The following is a 22,682-nucleotide window of genomic DNA, read 5'->3' as shown; positions in this document are numbered from 1 at the left end:
ATTTGGTATAGTAAACAACCTAATTTTGATATGTCAAAATATCTTGCCTATTTATATATTCTGGGAGGCCTCCATGGCTCGTTTGAAGACATCTTTTGAATTCTGCTCAGATTGGTGCGTGCTTTCGTTGGTATCAGTGTCTCTGCTGTCCCTGTTGGCCTTCACACAAGAGACGTCAGCTGTACAAGATCGTTCTGAGCGGCAAGTTGAGGCTGTTGCAACGATCGGCATGGTTGGAGATATTGCTCGGAATGTGGGTGGTCAGTGGGTCAATGTTGTTGACCTTGTTCCGACAGGCGTCGATCCGCACCTCTACAAAGCAACCCGCAGTGATGTGCGTACGCTCATAAACTCCGACATCGTGTTTTATTCAGGCTTGATGTTAGAAGGTCGTATGGGCGACATATTGGTGCAAGTTGCACGCGATGGTAAACCGGTCTACGCAGTCACAGAATTAATCGATCCAGAGATGCTATTGGAGCCCGAAGAATTTGAAGGTCACTATGACCCACATGTTTGGATGGATGTTTCAGTGTGGATGCGTACCGTAGATATAGTCTGTAAAGCACTTATTGATATTGATCCTGCACATGCCGATGATTTTAGGAAAAATGCTGCGGCATACCAAGAGAAGCTCAGGAAATTAGATGAATATGCAGCAACTTCAATTGCATCAATTCCTTACTCTGGTCGGAAGTTGATTACTGCTCATGATGCATTCAATTATTTTAGTCGCCGATACGAAGTTGATGTCATGGGTATTCAAGGTATTTCGACAGCTTCTGAAGCAGGCTTGCACGACATTAATTCATTGATTGATGTTGTTGTCGCTGACAAGATCAAAGCGATTTTTGTTGAATCAAGTATCTCTGATAAGAATGTGAGGGCCATCATAGAAGGGGCGCAGGCGAGGGGGCATGAAATAGAGTTGGGTGGGGTTCTCTTTTCTGATGCCATGGGCCCCGACGGAAGTTATGAGGGGACCTACATTGGAATGATGGATCACAACGTGACGACCATTACGCGTGGGCTTGGCGGCCAGGCGCCCAAGGGTGGAATGCAAGGCAAACTTCGGGTTGCTGATGAAGAGAAAGAGGAAGAGAAAGAGGAAGAGAAAGAGGAAGCTCCCGCAAAATGAGCACCAAGCCCCCCTCAGATAAGGCGCTCATTAAGGCGCATATTGGGTCACGGCGTACAGGTCGAGATGAGCTACCTCCCGGAGAAGAGCATCATCCTGATTCTCCATTATCAATACATGATATGACAGTTGCTTATCACCGTAAGCCGGTGCTCTGGGATGTTGACTACGACGCACCAGCGGGCAAAATGATCGGCATTGTTGGGCCCAATGGAGCGGGCAAGAGCACGCTGCTAAAGGCAGCGCTTGGTTTGGTTCCAAAGGCTTCGGGGCGGGTGCTGTTTTTTGGAAGTCCGTATCGGACTCAACGTGATCGTGTTGCCTATGTACCACAGCGAGAAAGTGTTGATTGGGACTTTCCAATCAATGCGCTTGAAGTGGTCACGATGGGGCGATACGGAAAAATCGGTTGGATGAGGCCGGTTTCTAAAAAGCATCGACGTATAGCGATGGATGCACTCGACCGCGTTGGAATGAGCGATCTTGCCAAGCGGCAAATCAATCAACTTTCTGGCGGCCAGCAGCAACGCGTCTTTTTGGCCAGAGCACTCGCTCAAGAAGCGTCACTCTATCTCATGGATGAGCCGCTCGCTGGCGTTGACGCGGCAACGGAGTACACCATTGTTAATGTCTTACGAGAACTACGTGACGCAGGCGCATCTGTCATGGTGGTTCATCACGACCTACAGACTGTGACTCAGTATTTTGATGAAGTCCTGCTCCTCAATATGCGAATGGTGGCATCAGGGAAGACGAGTGACGTTTTTACGCACGAGAATCTTCGAAAGACCTATGGCGGCCGTCTTACACTTCTAGACCAAGCAGCTGAAGCCCTGGCTCGCGCAGGTGAGTAGGGGACGGACCATGTTTGGTGGCTCAAGAGGATTGATATGTTGGTTCATGGCTGGTCTAGCCATTTTGTTGTTTGCTGAAACGTCTTTCGCAAATGCAATGGCCTCACAGAGCACCAATAGTTTTGTTGATCAGATTTTGCGCACAATCAGCCTTCGAGATTACAACACACGACTTGTACTGACTGGAACGACACTCTTGGGTGTTGCTTCTGGTGTGATGGGCACCTACATGTTACTGCGTCGTCGATCACTGATTGGTGATGCCCTTGGACATGCGACCTTCCCCGGCATTGCTTTGGCGTTCATAGTGATGGTAGCGATCGGAGGGGAAGGTAAATCATTGCCTGGACTTCTCGTCGGCGCGGCCGTGACCGGATTACTTGGTGTCGGCGCCGTTGTCTTTATTCGACATTGGACTCGCATTAAAGAAGATGCCGCCTTAGGCATTGTGCTGAGTGTTTGGTTTGGGTTTGGCGTGGCACTGATGGGTTTAGTGCAATCCATGCCAGGGGCTGATGCCGCTGGACTTGAGTCTTTTATTTATGGCAAGACAGCTTCAATGGTGCAAAGTGATGCCATTCTTATTGCTGCAACGGCCGTGGCGATTGTCGTTGTATGCGCTTTGTTGTCTAAAGAGTTTGCGATACTGAGCTTCGATATTGATCTTGCTCGGACACAGGGATGGCCACTGATCAAAATCGACATGATCATGATGCTGCTCGTAACCGTTGTCGTTGTTGTTGGCTTGCAGGCGGTAGGACTCATTCTGGTTGTCGCGTTGTTAATTATTCCCGCTGTTGCAGCTCGATTTTGGACGCAACGGCTCCGCTACATGATTTGGATTGCAGCCTTAGTTGGTGCACTCAGTGGTCTGGTGGGGGCGGCTTTCAGTAGTCTTTTTGCTCGTTTGCCAGCGGGCGCCATCATTGTCTTGACAGGCGCGTGTATCTTTGTGCTGAGCCTGGTGTTTGGGACACATCGTGGCATGTTGGTCTTGCTTATTCGTAGACGGCGACTGAACAAGCGTATTCGATACCAGCATCTCTTGCGTGCTCTTTGGGAGAGCGGCGAGATTCTCGAAAGTCAATCGAATCATGATGGTGACATTGAATGGAATTGGTTGCTCAAGCAGCGCGTATGGAGTGAGCGAACGTTGCACCGATTGCTCAGTTCAGCAAGCCGTAAAGGGCTCGTGTCTTTTGATACAGCTGCAAAGATCGCGCGGTTGACAGATCGTGGTAGAAATGAGGCTGCAAGAGTGGTGCGCAATCACCGTTTGTGGGAGTTGTATTTAATTCACTATGCAGACATTGCGCCATCGCATGTGGATCGTGATGCTGATGACGTTGAGCATGTAATCGGATCAGAATTGGTTCGTGAGTTAGAAAAAGCAATTCGAGATTCAGGTGATGGGATGCTTCCGCCAGAAAGCCCACATAAGCTTGAGATTCAATTATGACATGGGATAGCATTGACACTTGGATTGTTGTCATTGGCATACTGACGGGTATGTCCAGTGCACTGTTGGGTAGCTATCTACTGTTGCGTCGAATGAGTTTGATGGGCGATGCGATTAGTCACGCAATACTGCCAGGATTGGCTATCGCATTCTTAATGACGACAAGCCGAGGTAGCATTCCGATGTTCATCGGTGCTGCAGTTCTGGGTGTATTGACTGCGGTCATTACTCAGTTGCTTCATCGAAATGGAAAGATTGAAGAAAATGCTTCGCTTGGTGTCGTCTTCACCACGATGTTTGCGTTGGGGTTGGTTCTTATTGCGCTGTTTGCAAATAAGATTCACTTAGATGCTTCTTGTGTGCTGTATGGAAATATTGTTTTAGCAACGCTAGATCAAGTATCACTATGGGGATGGATGGTGCCTAGAGCAGCTGTTGTGCTTTTTGTGGTACTTCTGATTGATGTGGCAGTCGTTGCAATTCTGTTTAAAGAGCTCCGTATCACATCATTTGATCCTGCGATGGCAGACACAGTTGGTTTTAACCCCTGGATTTGTCAGTACATTCTCATGTCATTGGTGGCGGTGACTGCAGTGGCAGCGTTTGAAGTTGTGGGAAGCATTCTTGTCGTCGCAATGATTATTGTGCCGCCTGCAACGGCTTATCTACTAACCGATCGACTGATTCCATTGCTTCTTCTGTCTGTATTGATAGGGGCTGTTGCGGCTGGGTTGGGACATGTTGCAGCTATCACAGTACCTGGTTGGATTGGTTATCAAGATACAGAAACGGCGGGCATGATGGCGGTGTTAACCGGTGTGCTATTTCTACTCGCATTATTAGGAGGGCCTCGATATGGCATACTGGGACGAATTTTTTTCCGAGTGAACTTGTCGCTTCGAATTGCAAGAGAAGACGTGCTGGGGTTTTTGTATCGAGCTGAAGAAATGAGTTCTCAACAATCTCCAGCGTGGCAATCTCATTCGATTAGCCAAGCTGTAGGCACTTCCTCTAGTCTGACAAGACTGGCACTTGGCGGTTTGCGTCGGAGTGATCAAATTGAACGATCCGGATCATCATGGACCCTCACCAAGCAAGGCCGAATCCGTGCAGCGACCCTCGTGAGATCCCATCGATTATGGGAAACATATCTGGCGAAGCATTTTGATGTTCCAGTTGATCATGTCCACCGCGCGGCCATGGATTTGGAGCATATCACTGACCCTGTGATGCAAGCGGCACTGGCTAAGGAAGTGGATAATCCGAGTGAAGACCCTCATGGAAAGCCACTGCCCAAACCAATAGATCAGGAAGATGCGGCACAGTGATCCAAGATGATCTGGCGTACGTCCGTACAAGGGACGCGCTTAGAATCAGAGCCGGTCTGATGGGGCGTTATGATCAATGGCCTTCGGCCTTCTTCTTGATCAATACGGCCATGGGATCCTTTGACCAACGATGTATCTAATGGAATGACTCGCAATGTAGAGCGTAGCCCAAGGCGCTGTTTAAGCAGGTGCATGCCGACCTTCAATTTTGGAAAACGAATAGCGGGGTCCAAAAAGAGTTCTCTGGGGTCGTAGCCAGGTTTGCTATGTATATCGACTTGTCGCGCGAATCCTGGCGCATCACTATTATTGATCCAATAGTCGTACGTGAACCAAAAACCAGGATCTGAAATTAAGACAAGATCACCACTTCGCGCGTGATTAAGTCCTACTTTCTCTTGTCCTGTGCGATCAAGAACTTCCGCAATGCCTGGCGTATTGGTAAAAATGGTTTTACAGCGATCAAGCACACGATCATTGGTTGTATAGACATGCGCTACTTGATGATCGACCACCGCGAATGCCTGGCTTAGACTGGTATCGAGTCGTTCGCCACTCAATTCGTCTCGTATGGAAAGAAGACCTTCATGGCGAAGTATCTGATTTGGTGCCACGGCAGTATGGACTGGTTCGATGCCATATTCGTTGACGCAGATGACCTGGGCCTTAGCGTCTTCGAAGAATGTAAGTAAATCACCAAAGACTTGATCAATTTCTGAAACGGCATGATGGGCACGCGGATCATCTGGTCCAAACTGCTGTAAGGCATAGTCAAGGTGGGGCAGATAGACCAGCATCAGGTCGGGCCGCTTCGCTGCAAAAATGGTTTTTGCGGCGTCGGCAATCCACTGAGACGACCGAATTGAAGATGCTGGTCCCCAAAATGAGAACAGAGGAAATTGTCCAAGTTGACCTTGAAGTTCCTCTCGCAGCTCTGCAGGCTTTGTATGAATGTCAGGGATTTTTCGACCATCTTCAACGTACATAGGCCGTGGGGTGACAGTCATGTCAGCCCTCGTATTCATATTGAACCACCAGAAGAGATTTGCAGTCGTACCACCACCTACAGAAATGTCGTCCCAGACCTTCTTGCCTTCAACAATGGCGTTGGACTGTTTCCAGAATCGGACTTCGTCGAGAGAGCGTTCATACCAACCGTTACCGACAATACCGTGCTTTGATGGAGGCAAGCCGGTGAGCATGCTTGACTGAACGGTCGATGTAACAGCAGGGAGTACTGGTACTAATTCTCTGGCGCCATATCGACCAATATATTTTTGTAGATTTGGCGCTCTGCTCTGTAGCAATGAATGTGATAAAGCAACAAGATTGAGAACAACTGTAGGAGTTGTCATTTCAAGTTCCTGAAATGTACCGGTGCCCAGTGAGTGTCCAAAGGAAACAGGCGCCAGCTATTAAGACAAGAGAGGGTTGCCCTAAGATGCTCAGATAAAACGCATCAATCAATGATAATGCACCAATCCATCCGAGTACGGCCTTGCCAATGAGCCGATGCGGTGGAAAGAGGTAAGCACTCGCCCTGAGGATCCACAAGATCAATAAAATACCAGTAATGAACGTCCATAATTCTAATCGTTCTGTAAAGAAGTAAATCGGTGCCAGGCAAGGGATTGGCAAAAGTAGGCCTGCATAGGCGTGCCACTGCTTTTGGCCTCGTACCTCATACCTTGCAAGTACAGTCAAGCCGCTTACATAAATAGTGATCGCGGCCGAGAAAATGAGCAGAGCGTCTTGCGGTGTGGGCCATGCGACACAAGAGGCGCCAAGTACGTAAAGACCGCCTCTACACAAGCCCATCAGCACGGAGGCCCAGATGAATCTCTTATGAAGAACGTCGTAGAGAACAATGCAGATAACGATGGCGCTGGCAATCAGTAGAGAAGAAACCGATATCGCTGCTGCCACAGCAACGCCTGAGATCATGGCAATCAAAGCAAAGGCAAATGCCATTGTTCTGGAAATCTTGCCTGTCGGTATGGGGCGGTTCGAACGCTCAATAGTATCGATTGGCGCATCTATTACATCGTTGAGTGCAATGCCACCAATGTAGAGAAGGAAAGCGCTCGCAATAGCTAACAATAGGTATCCAGTATCGATGGTGCCAACGGCTAATGCGCCAATGGCTGCGCCAACTAGCACATTACTGGCGCAGGTCGGAAGGTTGGAGACGCGCCCTAAACGAGCGAGAGTCCCTAGGCTCGGCCACCTGCTAGACATTGATGAGATCCTCAAACCACTCAAGCTCGGCAGCAATGCCTTGGATCAGTTTGTCGTCGCCTTGATGATCAGGTAGCACATTCCAGGCATAGGTTTCAATTTCTAATGGATAGATCACATTCTGTTCTTTAAGAAGATCAGTCACAGCTTTGATATGACTTTGTGTCGTTCCCAATGCACCAATTGCTTTGAGATGTATTGGAATATGAAAGTGTATTCGCCACTCATCATCACACGAATCCTCGCCAGCATTCTGAAATGCTTCTGAAAGATCTTCGTAGAAATCAACCGGTCCATCTAAGCCTCGCCGTATCGAGGTTTGGTGAAGGTAACGAGGCTCAGCATAAGCCTTGAGTTGTTGTCTCGCTAAAATTCGATCAGGTGGGCAAAGATCTTTGAGACACCATGTCAGGGCAGAAGAAACCTGCACTTTGCCAACTTGAGCGCCAGCTGCGGCATACGCTGCAAAGGGTGCTTGAGGCTCTTCAAACATGACTGCCGCATGGCATATGTCATGACAAATCCGTATATGTCGGTAGATGAGATCGCTGTCCCCACGTTTGTAGAGTTTTTCAAAAAAAGGTGCGACGTCTCGACTTTGAGAGAGAACGCATCCAGGTTCTGGCTCTAGATCGAGGTGGATGAGGCGATCTGTACGGTCAGATAGTTCGGCTAGAAACTGACTCATTGCCACAAGTTGATCGACAGCGGAATTAATACGCGTTGGATCTTGAGTGGCATGACCCCACGCCACCGGTAGTGTTGAAATGCTTCCTTCAGATCCTGGAGGAAGTATGGTTGCAAGTAAGACGGCTAGGTGACGGGTGAAAGTAGCTCGCTCTGGACAACTCCAATCTGGATTGTAGACGCGGTGTTTTACGACTGGTTCGTGAAAGTCAAAGTAGGGAAAGCCGTTGATTGTGTATACGTTCAGTGCATTGTCAAAGAGCCAGTTTGCAAATTGATCCCTTGCAGCTTCATCATTAAGTTCGCTGATTGATTGGGCTGAAAGCCATAAGCCAATCGGCAGTGGTGTCGACTGCTGGCGATAGTTTCGAACCGCTCCGGCATAACGAACTAAATTGTCTTTGGTTTGCTTGAGGTCGGTTCCTGCGTGGACATTGGTGCAGTACCCAATCAAGCGTTCCTCGCCCATGTGATCAGACATCAGTGCCGAACCGCTCGGATTGCCCAAGAAACGTAACGGGATTCTCATAGGTGACACGCATGACATCCTCGGCTTGATGTCCACGTCTAAACATCTCAAGTCTTGCTTTTGGCACAGAGAGAGGATCACTGGGCCCCCAATCGCCGGCTGAGTTCATCCAGATACGTTCCTTGCCATACGTTTCTAGGATATCCACCGCTCGTTGTGGGGTGCACTTGGTGTCTGGGTAGAGTGTCATTCCGGCCCAAAAACCGGCATCAAGAACAGCGCCAACAGTGTGTTCTTCAACATGATCAATGAGCACACGACCAGGATCAATATTCGTATTTCCTTTGATGGCGTCCATGATCAAGCGCGTGCCTTTGAGCTTATCTTCAAGATGCGGTGTATGAACAAGCACCAGTTGATTGTGCTTTTCAGCGATCGCTAGATGCTCTTCCAGAATAGTCAGTTCATTGCGACTGTTCTTGTTAAGACCAATCTCACCAACACCCAGTACATTTGGCTTTTCTAGAAACTCAGGAATAATCGATAGCACCTCTCGTGCTAATACGAGGTCCTCTGATTCTTTGGGGTTAATGCAAATCCAACTATGGTGACGAATACCGTAAGCCTTTGCTCGTTGCGGTTCTTGCTCGGTAAGCAAATGGAAGTAATCATAAAAACCCTGAGCAGTAGAACGATCAAAGCCTGCCCAGAAAGCTGGCTCGGTAATGGCTACGCAGCCAGCGAGTGCCATTCGTTCGTAGTCATCGGTTGTGCGTGACACCATATGAATATGAGGATCAATGTACTTCATGAAGTAGGATCCTCAGGAGGCGGGCAGGCACCAAAGGCGCCCTTGAGACCAGAAGCGGAGTCAATTGGATCAGTGGAATGATCGCTCAAGAGAGAGAGAATCCGGGCCGCTCGATTAGGTTTGCCGTCGTTTAATATTTCAATTGCTTGACGTAGAGCAGCCACACGGAAGTCATCCTGTTGGGGTTGGGGAACGGCTCTGTCCAGCCGATCAAGAAAGGCAGCAAGATCAAGTGACTTGGCTCGATTTTCGATAAAGTACAAATCAACCAGCTGTTGGTAGTTGGCTGGTGAGGCCGATGATTCGGGTCGTTCGATTGGCGCTGCCATAGGAAAGCATTCTACTCGCTGTTGTACCGGTTGGTTCGGCGCGGCAGCACCTCGAGCAATTCATGGGTGACTTGCTCAATAAGTCTTGAATCTATCTCATGGACATCAATGTACTTGCCAATATCAATGGCCATCGTGATGGCCAGTTGGCCGCCCAGGTGTTCACGGAACTCCTCCAGGCCGTCGAGTAATTTTGGTACATCCCTGAGCTTTTCATGACTGACAGGTAGCCCGAGGCGTGTCAAGATGTCAATCGTTCGCAGTGCAATCGAACTATCCAGTAGGCCGATGCGCGTGGCATAGAGGGTGTCCAGCGCTAAGCCAATGGAAACAGCCTCGCCGTGGGATAAAGAAAAGTCGGTCATCTGCTCTAGTTTGTGGGCGGCCCAGTGCCCGAAGTCCAAGGGGCGAGCACGGGTGAGCTCGAATGGGTCGCCTCCAGCAACGATATGATCAACGTGCAGTTCAGCAGTTCGTTTAATAACCGGCGTTGCTCTTTCAAGGTCGCCACTAAACAAGGCGTCAGCATCTCGTTCAAGCGTCTCAAAGAGTTGAGGATCTTTCAAGAGAGCAACTTTGACTGCCTCGCTGAAGCCACTTCGGAAATCACGCATTGAGAGTGTCTCAAGCATGCGTTCGTCATTAACGATAGCCCAAGCAGGTGAAAAGGAGCCTAGAAAGTTTTTCTTGCCGAAGGCATTGATTCCATTCTTTACACCAACGCCAGCATCGCCTTGCGCGAGTGTGGTTGATGGAAGACGGATCAATCGAACGCCTCGATGTGCGCATGCGGCGGAGAAACCAACAGCATCTAAAATCGCACCACCACCAATGGCGACTACGTAAGAGCGTCGACATATCTTCCCATCATGAATAGCTTTGGTGACGTTGTTGAACACATCTGGTGTGTTCTTGGCATCTTCACCGCCGGGTAGTACCAATACATCAGTTGCAAGCCTGATTGCATCTCTGTGCGCGGCGGCGTACTCATGTATCTCATCAATGATCTCGGGACGAACTCGCACCAGCCCAGCATCAACAGCCATGATGACTCGTCGAGGTTGAGGAGAATCGGCATCTTCAATGAGTTGTCGAAGCAGTGGATGACTTGGCTCAAAAGCATCCCTGGTGAAGTGGAGACGATGAGAAAACGCGACCTTAAAATCAGCAGCTTTCTGAAGTTCAGATTCGGTCTTTGTATTGACTTCCTGACCGGACATTGGGCGGTCTGTTGATCTGCGTTTTTGGCTCATTTTTCTCAGTCCTTCTCCAGTGCCCTTGCTCAGTAATGGGCAGGGGCTCTGTTGAATACGCAGTGGCACCCAGATGTGTTCCGATGGGCTTTTCAGTAAGGGGGCAGCCGCCCGAAAGACCGTCATCGCGAGGGGGTCTGAGAAGCCTATCGTGTCTAAAACGCCCATTAATCCCCCCTAGATGGCGGGTCGGGTGCATTCAATTCACTGGGGGACTAATAAGAACTCAAGCTAAACACGCCTGAAAAGACTCCAGTGATTGCTCCTAAATCGATGAATTGTTTAAGAGAGCCAACCAAAGCAGTGGTATTGGCCAGGAAGGATCGATCCATCTCCGCCTCGTAGTAAATTGAATTGCCTTGGCGCCTGGCAATACTGACGCTGCCACGAAGGTTTTCTACGAGCTTGTCATAGGTGGGCATCACAAGGTTGTCGCTCCGGCTTGAAGCACCTGGCCTACGGCTGACATTCGAAATCGCTGCAAACATCATATTGGTCAGACTATAGCCGTTGTCTATGAAAGCGGCTGTGTCGAAGAACTGTACCTGCATGGCGCCAGCATATCGATCGCCGCCCATACTCATGAAAGCAGTGTTATCAAGAATACTCTTATTGAGTAGGCTTACCTTGTTACCCGAGGCCTGTTGCATGGCGGCAATAACACTCTGGGGTGAAGCACCCATGAAGATGTGATTATCTCCCATACCCATACTAAGCTCGAGCGGTATTGGCATGCCTGAGAAGGACAGTGTGATTAAATCATTGCCTTGGTAGTTCCACTGAAGCAGTTCAATAGCGCGCATCCCACTAGGTTTATTCTTTTTGAAGGCTGCTATGAATTTATCAATAGTCTTTTTCATTCCATCTGAGTTACTCAGCTCCACAAATACGACCATCGCCATCAAGCTCTGGCCGCCAGTTTCCGGTGATTGATAGATACCGAGTGTCTGCCCAAGATAGTCAGCGAACTGTGTTTCGATATTCACACCAAGCAAATTGTTTAGCATTTCAACTGGCTTGGGAGAATCTTGACCGCTGGATTGGCCAGCGAGGTCATTCATCATATTGATGTAGAACTTGACGTAGTTGGCTAAGTTCATCTTTGAGATATTGGCATATGTTGCTGTTTGAGGAATGAGCTTCATATCTTCCATGGCAAGGCCACTAGTGGTGCCGAACTGCTCTAACATCTCGCCGCAGTTCATGTATGAACCAGCTGCATATGTTCGGTCCTGTGCCTGCCCCATTGCAAAGCTTATGACTGGTGGGGTGTCACTCATAAGACCCATCTGATTAAGCAATCCCATAGCCATTGAAGTTTGCGGATTTGCTGCTGCATTGCTGAGGGCGTCTTTGTAGCCCTGCATAATTGGCTTGAGTGCACCCATATCCATTCGAAATGCCAGAGCAGGCTTAATTCCATCTGGCAATCCATATCCATCGAGGCTGACCGGCGTCTGGCTCATGCTATTCATCGCTAACACGAATGCAGACTTGTCACCAATCATTGTTTCTCCGAAGTTTGTGTTCGGGGAATCTGGATCGCGTTGCTTGAGAAACATCATTCCAGGATGATTTGCTGACGGAGTTGGTGCTGCCCATTGTCCAGTTTGGGCGAGCATGCCGCCCACACGTTCTGCAAAGTATTTGTTTTGATCAGCATTCTTGCCATAAACGTTAAGTTGAGCACTGTATGGTGGCGATTGAATCTGTTCACCGGACATGGCAGCTCGGAACATTTCATTATCTATATCGATACTGAGAGACATTTTGCTCGTCAACATTTCATAGATCGCTTGTGGATCTTGACTGTTTCCCATTCCGGGCATTTGCATTTGGCTAAAGTCAATCATGTTTAATGCGTTGCGCAGTCCAGCATCAACTGGGCTCGCGAGCAACATATTGATGCCACCTGAATACAGCGTTATGAAATTAGTCTTCGCTTCTTCTTTTGCTTGATTTTGCCCTAATGCCAAAGAGGAGGTCAGAAAACTGACAGTTGCAAGTGTGAGGCAAAGGCGTGATATTTTCATAATAAAATTTTCCAAATGTGGGTGCAGATTGCTTGATCAAAATGAGATTCAAATTACTGGTTATTTGCCAACGCATTTGTGTAAGACGTTTTGATTCGCTTGCGTCTCGCAAAGTTCATCGTGTCTTTAGAACCAGAACCAGATTATACAAGAATTTCGTCTATCAATGACGCAGGCAATGCGCAAAAAAAAACCCACAATCAAATAGAGAGGTGCTCGCAGGTTCACGACTCGTGCCAGAGGGGTGTCCTTGGCTCTTTAGCTGCAAGGGGGGGATTTTTTGGCGTCATCAGATGGTGGTGGAATGGGTCGATCTTGAGCGGGGCGCATGATGACGGCGTTAACGGGCGCGGGGCAGACTTGATGACAGACACCGCATCCAGTGCAGTGTTCATTATTGATACTGGGTAAACCATCAGTCAGGTCAAGCGCGCCAGTCACTGGGCAAGCGTCAGTGCACTGCGTACAAGATTGACCAAGGAAAGCAAGGCAATCGCTTGGAACAATCATGGCGCTGCCCATGGTGAGTGGCAAATCATCGCGAAGCACATCTGGTTCACACGAAGCAATGCAAGGTGTATCTGTGCACATCACGCATGCTTGGATACGTGGGTCAATTATTGGAGTTCCTGCAGCGCGACCGAACGCCTCTGGTGCAGCGAGAATTGCTGAAGGTGGGCAAGCCTCAATACAATCACCGCAGCGGGTGCATTGATCAAGAAACATCTCTTCGTCAATGGCACCTGGTGGACGTTGAAGAAGTGGCAAATGGGCAGGATCAACGAGTGATTCGTTGGGCGGCTTGGCCGCTTTGGGTTGCAGCTCGGATCCAAGCTCTTCGAACGCTTGTAATCGAGAGGCCACTGCATCAGCGAGTGATTCGCGTAGGTGGCGAAACAGCTTGCCTCCTAATAACTCTCGCCTAGAAAGTGGATCCTCATCAGCCATTTGTCACCTGTGGTTGTTGTGAATCCCGATGAATCGATTGTTTAAGTGCCGGCGCTTTTTTGACAAGTAGATCATCATTGAGCTCAACATCGCTAAGTACCCGAGCAATTCGCTCGGCTGCTCTTCCATCTCCATATGGATTACGCATGCCTTGAAGTGATTCTCGGAAGTGGCGGTCGTTTGCTTTGGAGATAGCAGCTCTGATGGAACCTGTCTGAGGCGCTGCATCAATGACGTTTGGAGCTCGTAGGCGTCCTTGCTGTCTCATGCCGATATTGACAACAGGCAGCTCAAGTGAGGCGGCCTCCATAATTCCACTGCTTGAGTTGCCAACCATCAATGCTGCTTCTCGTAGCAACGCCCAATAGGTAGTGGGTGCCAAATTGATGTGAACATGTCGATTTTCTTTGTCGCGACAGAAGCGATGTGCTCGATCGATAATCTGATGACTTCCGGCGTCAGCATTCGGAAAACAGAAGGCAATAGGTTGCTCAATGAGTTCTAATGCTTCAAACACAGCGTCTACTTCGTACGTTGTATCTCGAGACATTGTGACAGGATGATAGGCCACTACACATGGAGGTTGTTCTATCCTCCAGCCGAGCAGTTTGTCGAGTTGATCTTGATCGGGCAACTTGCTGTAGCGCAGATGATCCAGTGATGGTGCGCCGACGCAGTGGATGCGCCATGGCTCCTCGCCCATTTCACGAATACGCTGCGCAGCCTCTTCTGTTGGCGCGAAATGAATATGGCTCATCATCGTCAATGCATTTCGCACAGCATGATCGATGGCTCCCTCGCTTATCTCGCCGCCTTCGATGTGAGCAATGGGAATGCGGAGTGCCAATGCAACCGCAGCAGGGGCCAGCATCTCATAGCGATCAGCAATGAGCAGTAATAGATCCGGTCTCATTTGGCCAAGCAGATCGGCAAGACTCTGGACAGCAACTCCAATCGTCTTAGCCATGCCGACATCAGAATCGCTATTGATGAGGCACTCAACACTGGCATCTACGTCGAAACCATCAGCATGAATTTGATCGGCGGTATTGCCGAACGTGGGTGCGAAGTGCGATCCGATCGCAATCAGACGCAGGTTGATATTGGGATCCTTCTTAATGGCCTGCAATGGCCAGTAAAGATGGCTGTAGTCGGCTCGTGAGGTAGTAATGACTGCAATAGTACGTGACACGTTTCATCAAGGCCTTGGATCGAGGTTACTTTTAGTTGAAGTAGAGGAAGATGCTTGGTCGTTGAGAGACCAGTCATACGGGATATACAGAACACCGTATTTTTCCTTCCGTAGATAGATCTGATCTTCGGGCGATAGTGCGGTGCCTATGTAGTTAAGCGCAGCAGACTCAGACTCATTTCGTCTTTTTGGAGCCTCTGATGTGTTGTAAAGTTCAACATACTCATCGCCATACCATTTGAACAACTCTGACAGATAAACGCGATGTTCTTCTTTCTGTAGTAAGAAATACCGTGGATCATTGACCATGCGATCGAGTTGGTCTTTGAGTTGTTTGTCTATCTTGTCACCAAGATAGGGCTCTTGTCGCAGTGGTGGGCAGCCTTTGGCGGCACATACGAGTGCAACATGAACACGCGGGTCATCGAAACTGTCTCGAAGGACTTTCTTTTCAATGTTGTCTGGTGTCATTGTGCCACCAAGTACTTCAATTGAACTTTTTGTAAAAACATCGCCCAGTTGACGGATACTATCGCGCGGATATTCCGGATCGAATGGCTCTGGTGCAATTGGGTAAAAGTCAGTTGCTACCTTCAGAAGAAGTGCGTTATAGAGGTTGATCCAGAAGGCCTCTTGTTCTCGCATTGACCAAAGGCGATAGGTACTCATTTCGAGTCGACTCACGCCAACGAGAAAGCGATCCAGTGCTTGACGGTCTGTCAGCAGGCCGGCATAGTCGACAAGGCCCTTGTCATCAACAAATTTACGGAGTACTTCTTCGTAGGGTTTGTAGGTAAACGACCAGGGTACTTCTGCCTCAGTTGTCCACCGATCAGTGTCGGGCAGGGTCATTGGCGCCCGCTCGCTAGGTGGGTCGCTCACATTCTCCTGAGCCAAAGCCCAATTTCCGGTCTGGAAACAACACGTGAACACAAGTACGGATATCAGGCGACGCAGCTGGAAGTTGGGATAAACACAAAGCATGAGAGCATAATACTCAGGCAAGGCCAATATTTCGCTGTTCTTCTGTTTTATAGGCGGAAGTCGTGCTGTTCATAAAGCTATGGCCCAGACCAACTTCAACACCCCTGAGCTGATAAAGCACACTTTTAAGTCATGTTTGGCTGCTTGTGGTTTTTGCAATGACCCGATTCAATGCTCTTAAGTCTTTGGTCTCGCCTTCTTTTTTGCCATCCCAGCAGCGTCGTGCCATGAGGAGCCCCCCCCTTGCGAGTGAGTGGTTTAAGCAGTGATCTCATGAACGCTCTTTTTCAGCGGGCGACGCAGAGCCTTACAGGTGTGGCATCATTCCCAGCATTTGGCGCGATTTGTATGGAAGATGGTTCGCTGGATCCAGTTGTGTCTGGGCATGCCACAGACAAAGGACTGGAGAGTATCTCAGTTATAAAGGCGGCGATAGAAGTTGCTGTTGTGAATCCAGGCGTGCGTGGGTTTGGAATATGTCTTTGTGATCTGCACGATCATTCAGTTCTTGATAAATCCTCGCCAAGCGTCGTCATCGTAATTGAAGTAGACGAAGAAGTTTTTAGAGCCGTCATACCTTACGAGCATAAAGAAGATGGTTTAGTTGCCTTCGGTGATCCCCAGTACACCAACGAGCGGCGGGGTATTTTGTCCGATCACTGATGTCTTCTTAGTCTTTTTCTTTTGCATCATCAGGGTGGGCAGGCTCAACTGATTCTAAGGTAACGGTTTTGTTAATCGTGCCACCTTTTTCACTGGTGTATGTCACATCAACACTTCCTTGGCCTTCGATAAGGAAGCGAAACAACTCTGATCCTTTGGAGCCAATCCCCGCATCATTCCAGAGGCATTCGGGTTTTGGTGTTTCAGATGCATCCATCTTTGTATATGGCAACAGTGAATTTACGGTGCCAGATGCAGCAACCGTAGCTCCAGTTGTTGAATTCACGCAGATAGAGTCACGTGCGCCAATCTTCTTATTTCGTGCGATCTGCAAAATGGTTGGAATGATCTTGTCATTCTTGACCTCAACAGTGAGTTCCCAGAGTCCATTGGGCCGCTCACGAATTTGCACCGCGCCGAACTCAACTTTTGGCATTTCATCAGCATGAACCATTGTGAAGGCAAAGTTGCGGTGAAGGTCTTCCTCAAGCAGCCATGGTGGGGGCACACGGCTGGCCCATTTCTTGGTGCCACCTACTAAAATCGTGCCGTATTTTGGATGCTCAACCTCGTGTAGAGGAACGTAAACTTCTTCGAACTGCATTCGATCTCTAAACTCACGTACCTCCTCTTCTGAGGGATCGTTTCCATCTTGGAACATCTTCTTGTTTGTCCAAAGTTCGTTTGTAAAGGCCACAATTCCCAGGCCTTCATAAGCCCAACCATCTTCGCCACCATGGACGGTGTACAAGTCTTTCCAACTCACCATTGGATCGTAGTAGGGGAGTTGTCGAGCTCCAATGTCTTGAAGCGCTTCCATCACACGTACGTCACCACTTGGATAGGTCAAATATTCAGCGCTCGGTCCGCGGAGAATCATGCCACCAGAATTATGGTACGCCTGATATCCAGCAATATTGGGATGCTCCAATAAGAAATCGACAACAGCGCGCGTCTCTGGCAGGCTCGTTGGGTAGTCGCCAGCGCCACGTTGGACATGTTCAGGTTGCCAATCACTTGGCCAGTTACGGTTTGGATCGTAACCACCAATGCCATCTTCATTGACCATGCCATCGCCATCGTTGTCGATGCCTTCCTGCCCAAGTCGTGTCCATCCACCAGGTTCTTTATCACGACCAACGCGCCTAAAGAACCGGTCATCTTCTGGATCTCGCTCGTACCGCCCGAGTGGGTCTTTGATCCACATCGTTGTGAGATGACCATCCCCATCGAGATCATCGGGACCATCTTCGTCATATTCCCCATCGTGATCATTGTCGGTCGGCATGATGCCGCCGCGTAGCATGTGTGGGGTTGCTGGCTGGTGGAACCAGTAATCACGGCCATCCGGATTTTCCATCGGAACAAAGTAGAAGCTACGTTCATCTACCAGCTCGGTGATCTTTTCTATTTGTCCGTAGCTCTTAGTGAGGTACCAGATCGTATACAGCACCACCTCGGCAGATTGTAATTCGTTGCCATGGATATTGCCGTCAATGAACATGGCCGTCTTCTCTTTGTCTGAGCCAGTTTTTGGGTTATTGAGCTTGACCAACCAGATCTCACGACCACCAACGCTCTGCCCAATTGACTCGATAGAAAGCAACTCAGGATAAGCATCCACAAGTTCATGAAGGAGCTTGGTCATCTCGGCGTAGTCGTAGAATTTATTAAACGCGATGTTCACCTTACTGGGGTGTTGGAACTGGCCCCAGCTTGAAGAGGTGATAGATAGCGCTGTGAGTACTGTAGAAACGATGAGCGTTCGAAGGTTCACGAGTCACTCTCCTTTGACTGATTGTCAACAAGCTGATGTGCTTGATCAAATTCACCAAACTTCTCACTGAAGACAGTGATTGTTATTTCCGAGCCATCTTCAGCTTCAATAATCCATCGCATTTCATAACGGCCACCAGATCCAGGTAACGCCCAGATCTTATGAACACGTGCACCCGAAATGATTGAGTCAATAGGTGTACTGAGACGAACAACATAAGGCCTGGCCCGACGGTTTTTCTTAGCCATCGCAGTACCAGTAGGAAGGTAGCCATCGTTAATGAGGGAGACTTTTACTTCCCATAGTCCAGATGCCAATGGCTTGATTTCTGGCTGACTCAGAGACACCTCTGGAAATCGTTTCGCTAAATCCAAAATGAAGGGTACTTGTTTATCAGCCAGCAAACGCAGCTCAGCAGCCGGTGGCGTGGTGCGAAAATATGGAGCCCAGCCACCAATTTCTACCGGGCCAAGTTCAGGATGCTCAAATGCTTCCCACTCAACGAAACCCTCACCATCTCTCTCTTCATCACTGTAAGCAAGCCATCTTGCGGCGTCTGCATCAGAGGCCTTTCCGCCTTTGGTCTTGACGCGTTGGATAGTGATGCCTGCTCGACCAGCAAATCTTTCAATCATCTCAGGTGAGACATTTGCCATCATTTGATCACCCATTTGGAAGCCTCTGCTCTGAGCGTGTGCACGGAGTTCTTCTATTGTCTCTGAGCTGATGTCACCAATGCCAGATGGTGTGAGTTCACTTTGTTCTTCAGAATCTTCACTCTTGGCAGCGTTTTCATCTTTCTTTTTCTTGTCGTTCTCATCAGGTCCAGACCAGGCGTTGGTGGAAAATGAAGGGACACCAAACTCGGCATATGACCAGGCATAGAAAGCGCCGTTTGCGTCTGAAGATTTGCCTTGTTCATTGCCAGTGAGTTCGCGATAACGCTCACCAATATGAGCATAAATACCGGTATCACCATCGAGAATAGTCTTGGGTGTGCCGCCTTTATAAGTTCCATTCGATTTTGGTGATGATGCGAGATTTTCTGCTCCACCGTAAGTGACAACGATGGCAATATTTTGTCGTGCCAGCACATATTTAATTAAGGCCATTGATTCCGCTTCAGACAATGGATAAGCACCAGCAGACTTCTGGTGTTCTTTATGTCCATGGGTGAAATTGCGATTGAGATCAACGCCGCCCACGCCATCTTCATTGATTTCACCGTCGCCGTCATCATCGATGCCTTCGACTTGTAAGGAAAACTGGGCTCGCTGCTCCTTGTCGGAATCTGCTTCCATACTCAGTCGTGTTTCATTTTCGTCAGACATCATGTCAGCATCATTAAGATCCATGACGCGCATCATGGTGATCATGCCATCGCCATTGAGATCATTAGGTGGATCTTCATCAATGAACCCATCTCGATCTGCATCATCCGTTCTAAGATTGCCGTTGTATTCCATACGTACTGGTGCAAAAAACATTTCTGCTCCATCAGGATTCGCTCGAGGCAAAACATAAAGCGTATGGTTGGTAAGAAACGAAGATGCTTCTCCTTCAGGATCAGCTTCAGCCTCTTTGAGTAATGTCTCATTGATGGCTAATGCAATTTCGGTACTACCCATTTGCCTACTATCAAGACCAGCCACAATGAGCATTGCAGGACGATCGCCAGGTTCAATACTGCCGGGCAGTGCTGTGCGTATCGCCCAAAGCTCACGTCCTTGGATACTCGTGCCATAAGATTCAACCATGACGGAGTCAGCATTGTTAGAAGAAAACTGCTGGATCCCTTTGCTGAGTTGAGCAAAGTTCTGATAGGTCAAGGGTGGCCCAGAGGGTTCGGGTTCGGGCTCGGGTTCAGGCTCAGAATCTGAATCCGATTCCGCATCCGGCTCTGATGTGTCTACAGGAACAACATCATTGGCTGATCCATCGACTTGTGCACTTTCTTCTTGGACTGGCGCGTCGTCGTATGGTGCGTCTTGGCTGTTTAATGTTGAGATGAACAGAATCCAGGTGGCGATAGAAGCAATGATCATGGGATCTCCTTACAGACAGAGGAAGGCCCCAGTGTAGCGTGCTGATCGGGTTAACGAGTTGGTTTGGCACGGGTGATTCATGCCTCGAATGGTGCTAAGACGATGACTTGAGGTGCCTGCGGTGGTCGTGGGATATATTCCTGAACCCATTTAGGGAGCCTGAGCTAATGAATGATTCAAAAGGAAAGTTGCTATCACCCTGTTGCGCAGGCAATCGGCTTGGTGACTTGATTTTCGCCATTGCACATATTGCTGCTCTCACCTGTATCGCTACGGCCCTTTGGCAGATTTGGCATGTTCTCGGGGATCTTGTGGCGATGTCGGGCTAAAATCTAGACAGGTTTTGTGGCATTCGCTAGTGGTTCGTCGTCTTCTTTTTGCACACCCATGCCACCGATGATCATTGCCACCATGGCATAGAGGCCGATGCACATCACTAACTCGGCGAGGAATCCGTCTGTGTGTTTGGCTTTGAGCTTGCGACGTGTTTCTTCTGAGATCATGCGATCAGCATAAAGCTCGTCAACTGCCTGGCAGATTATATTTCCATCGGCGTCTAGTCCATTGACAGTTGGATCAGCAGTAATAGCATCAATTTCTTTTTCTGTAACGCCATTGTTACGGGCGAGGAGTGCATGTGAGTGCCACATGTAGGCACACTGGGAAACATGCGCGTATCGAAGTGTGGCAATTTCGCGAAAGCGGGACTCCATATTGATGTCACTGACGACAGCTCGAATAAGATCCGTCATTGGAATAAACGGCTTGTCGACAATAGCAGTCATGCGATAGTAGTTTAGAGCCGGTAGCTCATGCAGGCGTGACAGGGCCATTTCACTTAATTGATCATCTGTAGGTAACTTAAACAGAGCTTCCATCGAAAGTACATTCCTTTTGTGTTTAATAGGTTGTGTACGACATTCATAAAAGCCAATGAGTGCCAGCCAGGAAGCCTGCCATTTTAGCTGCAGTCATCCGTGCCCCACTGTATTAGCAAAATTGCAAAGTCACTTATGTTGGTTAAGCCATCATCATTGAGATCACCAATACAAGATTTTCCACTACAGCCATAGTCAATCAAGAATAGGTTGAAGTCCGCAAGGTCAACGCTGCCGTCTTCGTTGAGATCTGCCAGGCAACTTAGATCTTCTCCAGGGCGATAGTTTCCGTTTGGTAGGGCAGTTGGTAAAGCCCATTGAGGATCGGTCAGTAATTCAAATGCGATCGAATCTTCAGATTCGACCAATTGGGGGGTGGGTAGTTCCCACTCATCGTTAATTTGTGCCTGTCGCCAGGCGGCAGACTGCGCTCCCAGAATAGAAGTCAGTGACCAGTAGGTGTACTCAGTGATATTGCAGGCGTAGTTACACGTTGGATCATCGTAGTGATAGTAGCCGTTGGCTATGTTTGCATCCATCGCATCAGCAATTTGGGTTCCGGAAAATTCGCCAAAAACGTTCGGGAAGGCATGTGCGTAACCAGCCCAGGTCACCAGGTGTAGTGTCTCCTCAAGTGTGGCATCAAATTCTTGATCACCGTCTTGTTGCCAATCCTTATTAATTTCAAAGTTAAAAAGGGCCATTGCATATTCGAGGAACTCATCATCGATATCTTGCCAATAGTCTGAGTTCTCTTCTTCATTTTCGTTTCGAAACAAAATCATGCTGGCGTTATTGTTGATGAGTTTTGCATGAACTGCAGGGTTGTCAATCTGGCCATCTTCATTGTTGTCTAAATACTGCGCAAGCACATTGGCACAATGTCGTACTCGATTGTTGCTACAGGCTGAGGTTGCGTAAACAGGAATGCCAAACACATCAATATATTTCGAGAAGTGTTGAGAGAATCCATCGGGTGCAGAGTTCGGTACGGAGGTCAGAGATAAATCCGCATTGCTGACACTACACAAGCTAAGGAGTAAGAAGATTTTCAATGAGACCAAATGCATCATTCGCACTGATTATCTCGCTGTTATTGAAGTGCTGTAGAGGACCATCAGATTGACAATTCTTTTGGGAACATACGCCTGAAACGGCTGTTTGGATCTGTCTTATTAGAAAATTGATTTGTCATTTGTGAGCAGTGCCTACCCCGAAGTTGAGCCAAGCTTACTTAGGTCGTAGCGTTTCCAATCCAATACGCCACAAAGGCCAAGAGCACAAGTGCCACAATGCCACCGACTACCGCCCAGATCCACCAGTCTTTTGGCTTTTGACTCATCTTAGAGGACTCCCTTTTGTGTTATTCGAGGATAGCATGGCAGCCATGGACAATGAATCTTCCAAGCGAGGCAAATTAGTAGATGTGATCATTCTGTCTGCAGTCCTTGTTTTCATAGCGGTTGGCGTATTAGTTGTGGCTATTAATTGGGGTACTTGGGACCCAGATCGAGAAAACTGGGACTCGAGAATTCCTGATTCACCGTCGGCAGACAAGACGCCGCCTGCAGACGCTACGAACGAGTAACGCTCATG

The 22,682-nt window shown here is 48.6% G+C and carries 21 protein-coding genes; 7 read left to right on the top strand and 14 right to left on the bottom strand.

Annotated elements, in window-relative coordinates; genetic code table 11:
- Positions 1-73 precede the first annotated feature (73 nt).
- Genes P8J86_03160 through P8J86_03145 form a run of 4 tightly spaced genes read left to right on the top strand, consistent with a single transcriptional unit; the run spans position 74 to position 4,779 of the window.
- A complete protein-coding gene (locus tag P8J86_03160) occupies positions 74-1,138 on the top strand; it encodes a zinc ABC transporter substrate-binding protein (GenBank protein MDG2053685.1) in 1,065 nt (354 codons plus the stop codon).
- Positions 1,135-1,992: an ABC transporter ATP-binding protein gene (locus P8J86_03155; GenBank protein ID MDG2053684.1), complete on the top strand. Its 858-nt coding sequence runs from the start codon at positions 1,135-1,137 to the stop codon at positions 1,990-1,992. The genes P8J86_03160 and P8J86_03155 overlap by 4 nt, the downstream gene beginning before the upstream one ends.
- 46 nt (positions 1,993-2,038) lie before the next feature.
- The gene (locus P8J86_03150; protein MDG2053683.1) at positions 2,039-3,451 is read left to right on the top strand and encodes an iron chelate uptake ABC transporter family permease subunit; all 1,413 of its coding nucleotides are present in this window, start codon (positions 2,039-2,041) and stop codon (positions 3,449-3,451) included.
- Positions 3,448-4,779, top strand: coding sequence for a metal ABC transporter permease (locus P8J86_03145; protein ID MDG2053682.1), 1,332 nt, complete (start codon positions 3,448-3,450; stop codon positions 4,777-4,779). Before P8J86_03150 ends, P8J86_03145 begins: the two co-directional genes overlap by 4 nt.
- On the opposite strand, the gene P8J86_03140 is transcribed toward P8J86_03145, so the two are convergent.
- The 10 genes from P8J86_03140 to P8J86_03095 form a co-directional block, all read right to left on the bottom strand.
- Positions 4,758-6,134 carry an alkaline phosphatase family protein gene (locus tag P8J86_03140; GenBank protein MDG2053681.1) on the bottom strand — a complete coding sequence of 459 codons (1,377 nt, stop codon included), beginning with the start codon at positions 6,132-6,134 and terminating at the stop codon, positions 4,758-4,760. The two genes, P8J86_03145 and P8J86_03140, sit on opposite strands and share 22 nt — an antisense overlap.
- A 1-nt stretch (position 6,135) precedes the next feature.
- On the bottom strand, positions 6,136-7,017 hold the full coding sequence (locus P8J86_03135; protein ID MDG2053680.1) for a UbiA family prenyltransferase: 882 nt from the start codon (positions 7,015-7,017) through the stop codon (positions 6,136-6,138).
- Positions 7,010-8,185, bottom strand: a complete 1,176-nt coding sequence (gene eboE / locus P8J86_03130; GenBank protein MDG2053679.1) for a metabolite traffic protein EboE — start codon at positions 8,183-8,185, stop codon at positions 7,010-7,012. Before eboE ends, P8J86_03135 begins: the two co-directional genes overlap by 8 nt.
- Complete coding sequence (locus P8J86_03125; protein MDG2053678.1) at positions 8,178-8,984, bottom strand: TatD family hydrolase; 807 nt, start codon at positions 8,982-8,984, stop codon at positions 8,178-8,180. The genes eboE and P8J86_03125 overlap by 8 nt, the downstream gene beginning before the upstream one ends.
- On the bottom strand, positions 8,981-9,313 hold the full coding sequence (locus P8J86_03120) for a hypothetical protein (GenBank protein MDG2053677.1): 333 nt from the start codon (positions 9,311-9,313) through the stop codon (positions 8,981-8,983). The genes P8J86_03125 and P8J86_03120 overlap by 4 nt, the downstream gene beginning before the upstream one ends.
- A gap of 11 nt (positions 9,314-9,324) precedes the next feature.
- A complete protein-coding gene (locus tag P8J86_03115) occupies positions 9,325-10,566 on the bottom strand; it encodes a 3-dehydroquinate synthase (protein ID MDG2053676.1) in 1,242 nt (413 codons plus the stop codon).
- A gap of 215 nt (positions 10,567-10,781) precedes the next feature.
- Entirely contained in the window at positions 10,782-12,599 is a 1,818-nt protein-coding gene (locus tag P8J86_03110; protein MDG2053675.1) for a hypothetical protein, read from the bottom strand.
- A 258-nt stretch (positions 12,600-12,857) separates the two neighbouring features.
- Complete coding sequence (locus P8J86_03105) at positions 12,858-13,547, bottom strand: 4Fe-4S binding protein (protein ID MDG2053674.1); 690 nt, start codon at positions 13,545-13,547, stop codon at positions 12,858-12,860.
- A complete protein-coding gene (gene neuC / locus P8J86_03100; GenBank protein ID MDG2053673.1) occupies positions 13,540-14,739 on the bottom strand; it encodes a UDP-N-acetylglucosamine 2-epimerase in 1,200 nt (399 codons plus the stop codon). The genes P8J86_03105 and neuC overlap by 8 nt, the downstream gene beginning before the upstream one ends.
- A gap of 6 nt (positions 14,740-14,745) precedes the next feature.
- Positions 14,746-15,621, bottom strand: a complete 876-nt coding sequence (locus tag P8J86_03095; protein ID MDG2053672.1) for a DUF547 domain-containing protein — start codon at positions 15,619-15,621, stop codon at positions 14,746-14,748.
- Positions 15,622-15,996: 375 nt separating this feature from the next.
- Between P8J86_03095 and P8J86_03090 the strand changes: the two genes are divergently transcribed.
- Complete coding sequence (locus P8J86_03090) at positions 15,997-16,386, top strand: hypothetical protein (GenBank protein ID MDG2053671.1); 390 nt, start codon at positions 15,997-15,999, stop codon at positions 16,384-16,386.
- Between the two features lie 7 nt (positions 16,387-16,393).
- Here P8J86_03090 and P8J86_03085 read toward each other — a convergent pair whose 3' ends face one another.
- Entirely contained in the window at positions 16,394-18,163 is a 1,770-nt protein-coding gene (locus P8J86_03085) for a M14 family metallopeptidase (GenBank protein MDG2053670.1), read from the bottom strand.
- Positions 18,160-20,208, bottom strand: a complete 2,049-nt coding sequence (locus P8J86_03080) for a M14 family metallopeptidase (protein MDG2053669.1) — start codon at positions 20,206-20,208, stop codon at positions 18,160-18,162. Before P8J86_03080 ends, P8J86_03085 begins: the two co-directional genes overlap by 4 nt.
- Positions 20,209-20,375: 167 nt before the next feature.
- Between P8J86_03080 and P8J86_03075 the strand changes: the two genes are divergently transcribed.
- Complete coding sequence (locus P8J86_03075) at positions 20,376-20,537, top strand: hypothetical protein (GenBank protein MDG2053668.1); 162 nt, start codon at positions 20,376-20,378, stop codon at positions 20,535-20,537.
- A gap of 3 nt (positions 20,538-20,540) precedes the next feature.
- Here P8J86_03075 and P8J86_03070 read toward each other — a convergent pair whose 3' ends face one another.
- Positions 20,541-21,086 (bottom strand): carboxymuconolactone decarboxylase family protein, encoded by a 546-nt coding sequence (locus tag P8J86_03070; protein MDG2053667.1) that lies wholly within the window; start codon positions 21,084-21,086, stop codon positions 20,541-20,543.
- A gap of 83 nt (positions 21,087-21,169) precedes the next feature.
- Entirely contained in the window at positions 21,170-22,159 is a 990-nt protein-coding gene (locus P8J86_03065) for a hypothetical protein (GenBank protein ID MDG2053666.1), read from the bottom strand.
- A 305-nt stretch (positions 22,160-22,464) separates the two neighbouring features.
- Between P8J86_03065 and P8J86_03060 the strand changes: the two genes are divergently transcribed.
- The gene (locus tag P8J86_03060) at positions 22,465-22,674 is read left to right on the top strand and encodes a hypothetical protein (protein ID MDG2053665.1); all 210 of its coding nucleotides are present in this window, start codon (positions 22,465-22,467) and stop codon (positions 22,672-22,674) included.
- Positions 22,675-22,682: the final 8 nt, after the last annotated feature.

The organism is Phycisphaerales bacterium (genome assembly GCA_029268515.1).
GTDB lineage: Bacteria > Planctomycetota > Phycisphaerae > Phycisphaerales > SM1A02 > JAQWNP01.
Note: the sequence above shows the minus strand (reverse complement) of the source record. Positions and strands in the feature narration are given on the sequence as shown.